Source organism: Mycobacterium sp. AMU20-3851 (assembly GCF_043974665.1).
Lineage (GTDB): Bacteria > Actinomycetota > Actinomycetes > Mycobacteriales > Mycobacteriaceae > Mycobacterium.
Map to the genome: position 1 here is coordinate 351,739 of NZ_CP146371.1, position 11,738 is coordinate 363,476.

General features: G+C 68.4%; 13 protein-coding genes. 10 read left to right on the top strand and 3 right to left on the bottom strand.

Features of this window, described 5'->3' with window-relative positions; genetic code table 11:
- Positions 1-31: 31 nt before the first annotated feature.
- The 10 genes from V4U86_RS01715 (at position 32) to V4U86_RS01760 (ending at position 8,826) form a co-directional block, all read left to right on the top strand.
- Positions 32-415, top strand: a complete 384-nt coding sequence (locus V4U86_RS01715) for a hypothetical protein (RefSeq protein ID WP_395309582.1) — start codon at positions 32-34, stop codon at positions 413-415.
- Positions 416-518: 103 nt separating this feature from the next.
- Entirely contained in the window at positions 519-1,010 is a 492-nt protein-coding gene (locus V4U86_RS01720; RefSeq protein WP_395309583.1) for a hypothetical protein, read from the top strand.
- A 30-nt stretch (positions 1,011-1,040) separates the two neighbouring features.
- Positions 1,041-1,691, top strand: a complete 651-nt coding sequence (locus tag V4U86_RS01725) for a sensor domain-containing protein (RefSeq protein ID WP_395309584.1) — start codon at positions 1,041-1,043, stop codon at positions 1,689-1,691.
- Between the two features lie 93 nt (positions 1,692-1,784).
- Positions 1,785-3,032, top strand: coding sequence for an ergothioneine biosynthesis glutamate--cysteine ligase EgtA (gene egtA, locus V4U86_RS01730; protein ID WP_395309585.1), 1,248 nt, complete (start codon positions 1,785-1,787; stop codon positions 3,030-3,032).
- The gene (egtB, locus tag V4U86_RS01735) at positions 3,032-4,318 is read left to right on the top strand and encodes an ergothioneine biosynthesis protein EgtB (protein ID WP_395309586.1); all 1,287 of its coding nucleotides are present in this window, start codon (positions 3,032-3,034) and stop codon (positions 4,316-4,318) included. Before egtA ends, egtB begins: the two co-directional genes overlap by 1 nt.
- Entirely contained in the window at positions 4,311-5,036 is a 726-nt protein-coding gene (egtC, locus tag V4U86_RS01740; protein WP_395309587.1) for an ergothioneine biosynthesis protein EgtC, read from the top strand. Before egtB ends, egtC begins: the two co-directional genes overlap by 8 nt.
- Positions 5,036-5,986, top strand: a complete 951-nt coding sequence (gene egtD / locus V4U86_RS01745) for an L-histidine N(alpha)-methyltransferase (RefSeq protein WP_395309588.1) — start codon at positions 5,036-5,038, stop codon at positions 5,984-5,986. Before egtC ends, egtD begins: the two co-directional genes overlap by 1 nt.
- A complete protein-coding gene (gene egtE, locus V4U86_RS01750) occupies positions 5,983-7,062 on the top strand; it encodes an ergothioneine biosynthesis PLP-dependent enzyme EgtE (protein WP_395309589.1) in 1,080 nt (359 codons plus the stop codon). Before egtD ends, egtE begins: the two co-directional genes overlap by 4 nt.
- Before the next feature lie 48 nt (positions 7,063-7,110).
- Positions 7,111-7,638, top strand: coding sequence for a DUF2243 domain-containing protein (locus tag V4U86_RS01755; protein WP_395309590.1), 528 nt, complete (start codon positions 7,111-7,113; stop codon positions 7,636-7,638).
- 36 nt (positions 7,639-7,674) lie between these two features.
- Entirely contained in the window at positions 7,675-8,826 is a 1,152-nt protein-coding gene (locus V4U86_RS01760) for an acyl-CoA dehydrogenase family protein (RefSeq protein ID WP_395309591.1), read from the top strand.
- A 3-nt stretch (positions 8,827-8,829) separates the two neighbouring features.
- On the opposite strand, the gene V4U86_RS01765 is transcribed toward V4U86_RS01760, so the two are convergent.
- From V4U86_RS01765 to V4U86_RS01775, 3 genes are read right to left on the bottom strand one after another with little or no spacing between them, the layout of a single operon-like run.
- Entirely contained in the window at positions 8,830-9,501 is a 672-nt protein-coding gene (locus tag V4U86_RS01765; protein WP_395309592.1) for a class I SAM-dependent methyltransferase, read from the bottom strand.
- Positions 9,502-9,521: 20 nt separating this feature from the next.
- The gene (locus tag V4U86_RS01770; RefSeq protein ID WP_395309593.1) at positions 9,522-11,003 is read right to left on the bottom strand and encodes a glutamate--cysteine ligase; all 1,482 of its coding nucleotides are present in this window, start codon (positions 11,001-11,003) and stop codon (positions 9,522-9,524) included.
- 11 nt (positions 11,004-11,014) lie between these two features.
- On the bottom strand, positions 11,015-11,731 hold the full coding sequence (locus V4U86_RS01775) for a class I SAM-dependent methyltransferase (protein ID WP_395311879.1): 717 nt from the start codon (positions 11,729-11,731) through the stop codon (positions 11,015-11,017).
- Positions 11,732-11,738: the final 7 nt, after the last annotated feature.

The window sequence follows — 11,738 nt, forward strand, 5'->3', positions numbered from 1 at the left end:
CCACCTTGCCGCACCTCTGCATCATGAGTACATGAGCGAACCGACCGACATCTCGACCACGACCACCACACCGGTGGCCGTTGCTGCAGCACCCGAACCCACCCGCCCGAACCGGGTCACCCAGGCCGCGGCCTGGGTGGGCATCGTTGCGGGCGTGATCTTCATCGTCGCCGTGATCTTCTTCTCGGGTTTCATCCTGGGCAAGAGCTCCGACGGCGGCGGCCACCACCGCGGAGGCCCGGACCGTTCGAACACCATGTTCCACCGTGGCGGCCCGCCCATGATGGGCCCGCCGCACGCCTTCTTCCCGGGTGGGCCGGGCGGCCCCGGTGGCTTCGGCGGCCAGGCCGGCCAGGGTGGTCCCGGCGGTCCGGAGGCGCCGCAGCAGCCGCCGACCACACCCGCACGCCCCTGAATCAGCCGTAACTCTTGGCACTCTGACCTCATTCGTGAGAGTGTCGCTAACCATGACACGCCGAGCGCCGACCATTGCCGCGTCTGTCGTAGTACTCGTGGTAATGGCGGCGTTGTCGGGTTGTGCACTGCGCAGTGCACAACCCGACGTGGCCGCGGGGGCCGTGTTCGCCGTCGGCGACTGCGTGCAGATCGAAGGGGGCATCGACGCGGGTGATGCGCAGCCCCAGGACCCGGCGCACGCCGTCGAGGTGGCCTGCACCCAGGACCCCAGCTACACCGTCGGGTCCACCACGAATGCCACCGGCGACTGCCCGACCAACGAGTACCAGCATCTGCCCACCGCCTACGCCGAACCGTCGACCGCACGGTTGTGCCTGGTGCCCAATCTGGTGGCCAACCACTGCTACCTGATGGAGATGCCGATCGGCCTGGTGGAGAAGGCCGACTGCGGCAAACGCGACGAGGGCGTTCTGGTGCAGATCACCCAGCGCCTGGAGATCAGGGACCAGTCCGCCTGTCCGTCCGCCAGCGGCGCCTACGCCTGGCCGTATCCGGCGCCGGCCCGTACATACTGCACGCAGACGCTGTTCTGAGGGCTTGCCCGCTTTGGCATGATCGATGCCATGCGGCTGACAGCACTCGCCGTCGGGGTAGGGGTGGCCTCAGGGGTGGTATTGACCCTCGCCGCTCCGGCCTCGGCCCGCCCGTCCGATCCCGGTGTCGTCAATTACGCGGTGCTGCCCAAGGGTTCGGTCAGCAATATCGTCGGGAGCCCGCTGCGCTGGGAGGCCCAGTTCACCAACCCGGTCCAAGGGTTCTACGTGGACAATCCGGCCTGCAACAACTGGGCCGACATCGGACTCCCCGATGTGTACGCCGACCCCGATCTGGCGTCCTTCAACGGTGCGGTGGCGCAGACCTCGGCCACCGACTCCACCCGCCTGGTCAAACAGGCCGTCGGCGTCTTCGCCACGAACGACGCCGCGACCCGGGCCTATCACCGCTTGACCGACCGGACCGGCGGATGCGCCGGCCAAACCACCACCATGCATCTGGACAATTTCGTGAACCAGGTGTGGACGTTCTCGGGCGGCGCCGCCACCCCCACCGACGCCGTCTGGGTCAAACAGGAGGGCGGCACCGACCGGCGGTGTTTCACGCAGACCCGGTTGCGGGAAAACGTTCTGCTCCAAGCGAAAGTCTGCCAACCGGGCAACGGCGGACCCGCGGTCAACGTACTGGCCGGGGCCATGCAGAACACCCTCGGGCAATAACGGCGCGCAAAACCCTTGGGAATATGTCGGACCTGTCTGGAAGATTGAATACCGAGAGCTCGTGGCGTCCAGAGCCGGGGAGGAGTGGTTTGCATGACCACCACCGCCACATGGGACGTGACGTGCGCGTCCGGCCAGGCCGCCGCGCGGGTTGCAGCGAACTGCCTACGTGACGGGCCCGTCGGCAAGGTGGGCCTGGAAATCGAGGCGCACTGTTTCGACATCGCCGACCCGCAGCGCCGCCCGAGCTGGGACGAACTCCGCGAGGTGATCTGCACAGCGCCCGACCTGCCCGGGGGCAGCGTCATCACCGTCGAACCCGGCGGCGCCGTGGAACTCTCCGGCCCACCGGCGGACGGGCCCGGCGCCGCGATCAGCGGGATGGCTGCCGACCGGGCCGTCCTGCAGGCACACTTCCTCCAATCCGGACTCGGTCTGGTCCTGCTCGGGGCGGACCCGCTGCGGCCCGCCCAGCGGGTCAATCCCGGCGCCCGCTACCGGGCGATGGAACGCTTCTTCGCGGCCACCGGCAGTGCCGAGGCCGGCGCGGCCATGATGACCTCCACGGCCTCGATCCAGATCAACATCGAGGCCGGCCCACGCGCGGGCTGGGCCGACCGGGTACGTCTGGCACATGCGCTGGGCCCGACCATGATCGCCCTGTCGGCGAATTCGCCGCTGCTGGGCGGACACTTCACCGGCTGGCGCAGCTCGCGGCAGCGGGTGTGGGGCCAACTCGATGCGGCCCGGTGCGGCCCGGTGCTGGGCGATGACGGCGACGATCCGGGCGCGGACTGGGCGCATTACGCGCTGCGGGCGCCGGTGATGCTGGTGAACGGTACCGAGGCGGTACCCGTGACGCAGTGGGTCTCGTTCGCGGACTGGGCCGAGGGCCGCACACCGTTGGGTGGCCGGGTGCCCACCGACGACGACCTCGAATACCACCTGACCACGCTGTTCCCGCCGGTACGGCCGCGTCGGTGGCTGGAGATCCGCTACCTCGACAGCGTGCCCGACACCATCTGGCCGGCGGTGGCATTCACCTTGGTCACCCTGCTGGACCAGCCCGAAGCCGCGCAGATTGCCGCGGCGGCCACGGCCCCGGTGGCCGGCGAATGGGATCTCGCGGCGCGGGCCGGGCTCGCCGATCCGCGGCTGCGTGCCGCCGCGGTGCAATGCGTATCCGCGGCGGCCGAGCAGGCTCCCCCCGAACTCGCCGATGCGATGGACCGGCTGCTCGCCGATGTGGCGGCCGGACGCTGTCCGGGCGATGACTTCACCGACCGTGTTGTCGAACACGGCATACCGGCGGCACTGACCCAGCTGGCGAAGGGCGAGTGATGACGTCACCGGAGGCGCTGGCCACCGAACTGACCCGTGCCCGGGAGCGCACGCTGGCGCTCGTCGACTTCGACGACGCCGAACTGCACCGCCAGTACGACCCGCTGATGAGCCCGCTGGTGTGGGACCTCGCGCATATCGGCCAGCAGGAGGAATTCTGGCTGCTGCGCGACGGCGATCCGACTACCCCCGGGTTGCTCACCCCCGAGATCGACTCTCTCTACGACGCGTTCGTCCATTCCCGGGCAAGTCGCGTCGACCTACCGTTGCTCCCGCCGGCCGACGCCCGGATCTACTGCCGGACCGTGCGGGACAAAGCTCTCGAGGTACTGGATCGTACGGACGGTGACGAGGCGTTGTTCCGCTTCGGTTTGGTGATCTCCCATGAGCATCAGCACGACGAGACCATGCTGCAGGCACTCAACCTGCGGGCAGGCCCCCCGCTGCTCAGCGCGGGAACCGCGCTTCCCGGCGGCCGGGCCGGTGTCGCCGGTACATCGGTGCTGATTCCCGCCGGTCCGTTCACGTTGGGGGTCAACGCTTCCGAGGAGCCCTATTCGCTGGACAACGAACGGCCCGCGCACACCGTGCACGTCGAGGGGTTCCGGATCGGGCGGGTCCCGGTCACCAATGCGCAGTGGCGTGAGTTCATCGCCGACGGTGGCTACCGGACGCCACGGTGGTGGTCGGAGCAGGGCTGGGCGCACCGGGAACAGGCCGGGCTGGTCGCCCCGGCATTCTGGAACGCCGACGGCAGTCGCACCCGCTTCGGTCACCGCGAAGCCATCCCGGACGACGAGCCCGTCCAGCACGTCACCTACTTCGAAGCCGAGGCCTTCGCCGCCTGGTCCGGTGCCCGGCTGCCCACCGAGATCGAGTGGGAGAAAGCGTGCGCATGGGACCCGGTGACCGCAACCCGTCGCCGATTCCCCTGGGGCGAAGAACAACCGACCCGGGAACGGGCCAATCTCGGCGGTGACGCGCTGCGCCCGGCGCCGGTGGGCGCGTACCCGGCCGGGGCCTCGGCCTACGGGGTGGAGCAGATGCTGGGCGATGTGTGGGAATGGACGACATCGGTGCTGCGACCCTGGCCCGGGTTCACCCCGATGATCTACGACCGGTACAGCGAACCGTTCTTCGACGGCGCCGGGTCCGGGGACTACCGGGTGCTACGCGGCGGATCCTGGGCGGTGGCCGGCGATATCCTGCGGCCGAGCTTCCGTAACTGGGACCACCCCATCCGCAGGCAGATCTTCTCCGGCGTCCGGTTGGCCTGGGATGTGTAGACATCTGGGCTGGCTGGGTGCGCCGGTGACCGTGTCTTCACTGGTGCTGGATCCGCCCAGTGGTCTTCTGGTGCAGTCGTATTCCCCACGCCGGCAGAAACACGGCACCATCAACGCCGACGGATGGGGCGTCGGGTTCTTCGACACCTGGGCGCTGGAGCGCAGCGACTCGGGGGAGAAGGCCGACGGGCCTCGGCGCTGGCGCAGCGACAAACCGCTGTGGGGTGATGCCTCGTTCGCCTCGGTGGCACCGGCACTGCGCAGTGGATGCGTCGTCGCCGCGGTGCGGTCGGCGACCATCGGCATGCCCATCGAACCCACGGCATCGGCACCGTTTTGCGACGGGACATGGTTGCTGTCCCACAACGGAATCGTCGACCGTGCCATCCTGGCACCCGCGGTCGGCGCCGAATCGACGGTCGACAGCGCCGTGCTCGCCGCGCACATATTCGAGCGCGGACTGGACGCACTCGGCGAGACCATCGTCGAGGTCGGGGCGCGCGATCCCGGTGCCCGACTGAACATCCTGGCCGGCAACGGCTCCCGGCTGCTCGCGACCACATGGGGCGACACCCTGTTCGCGCTGCAGCGAGCTGACGGCATCGTGCTGGCCAGCGAACCGTACGACGACGACCCGTCCTGGCGTGACATCCCCGATCGGCATCTCGTCGAGGTCTCCGGTGCGGATCTCACGCTCACTCCACTGGAAGGACCATGATGACCACCGGTACGGCATCGGACCTGGCCCAAGCACTGCGTAGTGACGTGCTGCACGGCCTGCAGCAGACTCCGAAGATGCTGCCGCCCAAGTGGTTCTACGACGCCACCGGTAGCGACCTGTTCGATCAGATCACCCGGCTTCCCGAGTACTACCCGACCCGCACCGAGGCGTCCATCCTGCGTGAGCGGGCCGCTGACATCGTGGCCGCCTCCGGCGCCGACACTCTCGTCGAGTTGGGCAGCGGCACGTCGGAGAAGACCCGCCTGCTGTTGGACGCCATGAGGGACAGTGGAGCGCTGCGGCGGTTCATCCCGTTCGACGTCGATCCGAGCGTGCTGCGCGACGCAGCGGCCGCGCTGCACGCGGAGTATCCGGGCGTGCAGATCGAGGTGGTGTGCGGCGACTTCGAGCATGATCTCGGCACCATTCCCAAGCTCGGCCGCCGCATGGTGGTCTTCCTGGGCTCCACCATCGGCAACCTGACACCCGGTCCGCGCGCGGAATTCCTTGCTGCGCTGGCTCGGTCCATGCAGCCTGGAGATTCACTGCTGTTGGGCACCGACCTGGTCAAGGACGTCGACCGGCTGGTCCGGGCGTACGACGACAGTGCCGGGGTGACCGCAGCCTTCAACCGCAACGTTTTGTCGGTGGTGAACCGCGAGCTCGGTGCCACGTTCGACCTGGAGAAGTTCGACCATGTCGCGCGGTGGAATGCAGCCGAGGAGCGCATCGAGATGTGGCTGAGATCCACTGCAGACCAGCGGGTCCGGATCGGCGGTCTCGGCCTCACGGTGGACTTCGCGGCGGGGGAGGAAATGCTGACCGAAGTGTCCTGCAAGTTCCGCCCCGAGGGCGTGGCCGCGGAATTGGCGGCCGCCGGTTTGCGCAGGACCCACTGGTGGTGCGATGACGCAAACGATTTCGGTCTCTCGCTGGCGGTGAAATGAGCCTCGCCGAGCAGTGGCGAGCGGCGCGGGTTCCGGTGGCCGGTGTGCACCTGGATAGTGCGGCGTGTTCGCGGCAGAGCACTGCGGTGATCGAGGCGGGTGCTCAGCACGCCCGGCATGAGGCCGAGGTCGGTGGCTATGTCGCCGGCGAGGCGGCGGCACCGGCGTTGGATGCCGGCCGGGCCGCGGTGCGGGCACTGGCCGGGATGCCGGACGCCGAGGTCGTGTACACCACGGGCTCCAACCATGCGCTGGATCTGCTCCTGAACAGCTGGACGGGTCCGCGCACGGTGGCGTGTCTGCCCGGGGAGTACGGGCCCAATCTGATGATGCTGGCGGCCAACGGTTTCCAGGTGCGGACGCTGCCGGCGGACGAGATGGGCCGGCTGCGGGTGGCGGAGGCCACCGCGGTACTGGAGGCCGATCCGCCGGCATTGGTGCATCTGACCGTGCTGGCCAGCCACCGGGGGATCGTGCAGCCGTTGACGGAGTTCGCGCCGGTGTGCCGTGCGCTCGGTCTGCCGCTGGTGGTGGACGCGGCGCAGGGCCTGGGGCATGTGGACTGTGCGGTGGGAGCCGACGTGCTGTACACCTCGTCGCGGAAGTGGCTGGCCGGTCCGCGAGGTGTCGGCGCGCTGGCGGTGCGTCCCGAGGTGTACGGCCGGCTGGAGCCGCGATGGGCACCGCTGGAGATGCGCGAGGCCAATATCAGTGCCCGGCTGGGATTTTCGCTGGCACTCGGTGAACACCTTGCCGCCGGTCCGGCCGAGGTGCGGGCGCGACTGGCCGAGGTGGGGCGGTTGACCCGGACGGTGCTGGCCGAGGTGCCGGGCTGGCAGGTGATCGAGCCGCTCGACGAGCCCAGCGCGCTCACCACGTTGCGGCCGACCAACGGGGCCGGCCCGACAGCCGTGCGCGCCAAGCTGATCGCCGAGCATCAGATCGTCACCACCGCATGCGAGGTGGAGCGTGCCCCCGGTGAGATGGACGGAGCCGTGCTGCGGGTGTCCCCGCATGTGGACGGCGGGGTGGAGGACGTGCAGCGGCTGGCCCAGGCGTTGGTCGCGGTGGGCTGACGTCGTTACGCTTCGTTTCGTCGGCCGGTGGGCGGGTAGCCCCCTGGCATGGCCGGTGAGACGAGTGAGCGATCCGCGCCGCTGCAGAAGCCCAGCGTGCTGCCCGCGCTACTGCTGGGCCTCGGCTTCGGCGGGTTCATCGACGGCATTGTGCTGCACGAGATTCTGCAATGGCACCACATGGTCAGCCATGTGGAGGACTATCCGACCGACACGCTGGCCGGACTGGAAGTCAACGTGCTCGCCGACGGCATCTTCCACGTGGCGACCTGGCTGCTGGTGTGGGCCGGCACCATCATGACCGTCATCAGTTGGCGGCAGGGCCGTCTCGCACCGAACTGGTCGTTTCATTTTGGTCTGTTGCTGATGGGGTGGGCGACCTTCAACCTGGTCGAAGGGGTGATCGACCACCACATCCTGCAGGTCCATCACGTCCGCGACGACCTCGGCGCCCCGCTGGTCTGGGACATCGGTTTCCTGCTGTTCAGCGTGGTGCTGCTGATCGTGGGACGGCTGCTCTACCGGCGCGGTGACCGGGCGCTCGGTACCGCGGCCCGGGCGCACTGCGGCGTCTGACACGAGCGCTTCCCACCGAGCTTCTACTGTGATCTCGTGACCCAGCTAAGCGATGAAGAGTCCTTCCTGATCCAGACGGTGCGCGACTTCATCGACCGGGAGGTGAAGCCGAGCGTTCAGGAGGTCGAGCACGCGAACGAATACCCCGAGCGCTGGATCGAGCAGATGAAGCAGATCGGCATCTACGGGCTCGCCGTCGGCGAGGAGTTCGGCGGGTCCCCGGTATCGATGCCCTGCTACGCCCAGGTCACCCAGGAACTGGCCCGCGGATGGATGAGCCTGGCCGGCGCCATGGGCGGACACACCGTGGTCGCCAAGCTACTCACCCTGTTCGGCACCGACGAGCAGAAGCAGACCTACCTGCCGAAGATGGCCACCGGCGAGGTCCGCGCCACGATGGCGCTGACCGAACCCGGGGGCGGCTCGGATCTGCAGGCGATGACCACCGTCGCCCGCACCGACGGCGACGATCTGGTGATCTCCGGCGCCAAGACCTGGATCTCCAACGCTCGGCGATCCGACCTGATCGCGCTGCTGTGCAAGACGGACCCGAGCGCAGAACCGAAACACAAGGGCATCTCCATCGTGCTGGTCGAACACGGACCGGGCCTGACGGTCTCGCGTGACCTGCCCAAGCTGGGCTACAAGGGTGTGGAGTCCTGTGAGTTGGCGTTCGACGGCTATCGCATCCCGGCCACCGCGATCCTGGGCGCCACCCCGGGCAAGGGCTTCGCGCAGATGATGAAGGGCCTGGAGACCGGCCGCATCCAGGTCGCCTCCCGTGCGCTGGGCGTGGCCACCGCCGCCCTGGAGGACTCGCTGGCCTACGCCCAGCAGCGCGAAAGCTTCGGGCGGCCGATCTGGAAACACCAGTCAATCGGTAACTACCTGGCCGATATGGCCACCAAGCTGACCGCGGCACGCCAACTCACCTGGTACGCCGCGGAGCGCTACGACAGCGGGCAGCGCTGCGATATGGAGGCCGGCATGGCCAAACTGTTCGCCTCCGAGGTCGCCATGGAGATCGCACTGAACGCGGTGCGCATCCACGGCGGCTACGGCTACTCCACCGAGTACGACGTCGAACGCTACTTCCGGGACGCTCCGCTGATGATCGTCGGCGAGGGCACCAACGAGATCCAGCGCAACGTCATCGCCGCCCAGTTGGTGTCCCGCGGCGGCCTCTGAGCGCTACTTGTGCGCGGTGAGCAGGTAGGCGGGCAGCTTCATCCGGCCCTTCTCGTCGAGATCGTGCGGCGGCAGTTCGAACGGCGCGCCGGGCCCGGACGGCATGTTGGCATGGATGAACGCCGGACGGACGTCGTCGACGGTCCAGTGCGCCGCCACCACGTCGCGTAACTCGCGCTCGTCTACCTCGTTGGGCTTGGTCTCCAGCTCGGCCGGGAACGCACCCTTGGCGAAGACCAGAACGTAGAACGTGGCCCCGGGGGCCGCGGCGCGCTGGACGGCATGCAGGTAGTTGTGCCGGGCATCCACCGGCAACGAATGAAACAGCGTGGAATCGATGACCGTGCTGAACCGGCCGTCATAACCGGTGAACGAGGTGATGTCGGCTTGAGCAAAGCTGGCGGTCCGCAGATTACGTTCCTGCGCTGCCCGATTGGCCGCGGCGATCGCCGTGGGCGAAATATCCAGGCCCACCACCGTGTAGCCGTCGGCGGCCAGCGACAGGGACAACTCGGCGTGCCCGCAGCTGGCATCCAGGACGTCGCTGCGGACCTTCCCGGCCGCGATCAGGGCTGCGAGTTCGGGTTGCGGTTCGCCGATGTTCCATGGGGGCGGGCCCTGGAACTCGCCGTCCTGGCGGTATGCGCTGTCCCAGTCCAAAACCTCAGATGCCATGACATCCAACGTACGCCGGGTCAGCGGGTGGGTGTCTCCCACGTGTGGACAGGTGCGTTGGAATGCATGTGTTCGCAGTACATCCGCAGCATCTCGGCCAGTGCCGCGGGACGCGCCAGACCACGCTCCTGCAACGCGCGCACGGTGGCCGTCTGCCAGGCCGCACCGTTGCGCCCCGACTTGGCGCGTCCCTCGATGACCCCGAGATAGCGGTCGCGCACCTCGGCGGCCACACCCCAGCGCCGCAACCCCTCGTGCGCCAGCGGTAGCAGTTCGCGCAGCACCAGTTCGTCGGCGGTCACCTCGCCGAGCCCCGGCCAGTACTGCCGGGCGTCCATGCCGTGCCGCGCCGCGGCGAAGAAATTGTGTTCTGCCGCAGCGAAACTCATCTTCGTCCACAGCGGCCGGTCCTCGTCGGTCAACGCGCGCAGGGTGCCGTAGTAGAACGCCGAGTTGGCCAGCATGTCGATCACCGTCGGACCGGCCGGCAGCACCCGGTTCTCCACCCGCAGGTGCGGCTTGCCGTTCACCACGTCGTAGACGGGCCGGTTCCACCGGTAGATGGTGCCGTTGTGCAGACGCAGCTCCGCGAGCTGCGGGGTGCGGCCCTCGGCGAGGGTGGCCGCCGGATCCTCGTCGGAGATCTCCGGTAGCAGCGACGGGAAGTACCGGACGTTTTCCTCGAACAGATCGAAAATGGAAGTGATCCAGCGCTCGCCGAACCAGACCCGTGGACGCACCCCCTGGGTCTTGAGTTCGTCGGCCCGCGTGTCGGTGGCCTGGCTGAACAGTTCGATGCGGGTTTCCGCCCACAGTTCGTGGCCGAAGAAATAGGGCGAGTTGGCGCCGAGTGCGAGTTGCGGACCGGCCAACACCTGCGCGGCGTTCCAGTTCTGCGCGAACTCGGCGGGGGACACCTGAAGATGCAATTGCATACTCGTGCAGGCTGATTCGGGCGCGATGTCGGCCGACTGCAAGGACAGCCGCTCCGGGCCGGCGATGTCGATGTCGATGTCCTCGCCGCGGGCGGTGAAGATCGAGTCGTTGAGCGCCTGGTAACGCGTGGATTCGCTCATCCACCCCGTCTTCAGATGCTCGGGCATGAGGGTGGGCAGGATCCCGATCATCACGATGTGGGCGTCGTCCTCGGCGGCCTTGGCCTCGGCGGCATTGAGGCTGGCGCGTACCTCGGCCTCCAACTCGAGCGCGGACTGGCCGGGCAGCGGGCGGGGCGGGACGTTGAATTCGATGTTGTAGGCGCCCAGTTCGGTTTGGTACGCGGGGTCGGCGATGGAGGCCAGGACCTCCTGATTGCGCAGCGCCGGCTGGTAATCGTCGTCGACCAGATTGCATTCGATTTCCATACCGGTCAGCGGCCGGTCGAATTCGAAACTCGACTGGGCCAGCATGGTCTCGAACACGTCCAGGCACAGCTGGACCTTGCGTCGATACTCGCGGCGCTGAGCGCGGCTGAACTGCGTGCGTGAAACCTCTTCGCCCACAGTCACACACTCTAGCTGCGGGAGGCCACCGCGATCTGCGGACTGATGAGTCCGCCGCGAAGCTCGATCGCGACGCCGGCATGTTCGGCCAGCGCTCGCAGCGCCGAGGGGCTGTAGCTGCGCAGTGAGCTGATCACACCGTCGTGCACGAAGGGGATGAACGGGGCCAGCGGCAACATGGTCGCCAGCCGCAGCACGTGCAGCGGCGCGGGCGGGCGGGGCAGATCGATGATCAGCAGCTTGTCCGCGACCCGGGTGCCCTCGGCGAGCGCGGCCGCGGCCGTCGCCGGCGGCAGGTGGTGAAATGACAGGGCGAACACCGCCAGCGCGAAGTGGCCATCCGGCGCGTCGATCGCGGTGGCATCCATCTGCCGCACCCGAGCGCGCGGGTGGCTGCCCAGATCCCCGGCGGCCATCGCGGCAACGGAGTCCGCCTCGAGGTCGGTCACCGTGACCTGTGCGGTGGGGTGGCTCTCCAGCAGCCGTGTCGACAGCGCGCCGTGGCCTGCTCCCAGCTCGAGGATCCGGGGGTCGGGCACCTCGGCGACCTCGTCGAGAGCGAGGCGGGCATTGGTCTCGTGGTTACCGAGCACCCGGCCGGTCCACTCCAGTGCGTCGACCACACTGCGCTTCACCGCGGGTGCGACGTCATCTCGGTCCAGGTACTCGGACCGGTCGGTCTGCAGCAACCGGTCCAGGCATGACGCGTCGGGGCCGCCGCGCGGCATGCGATCG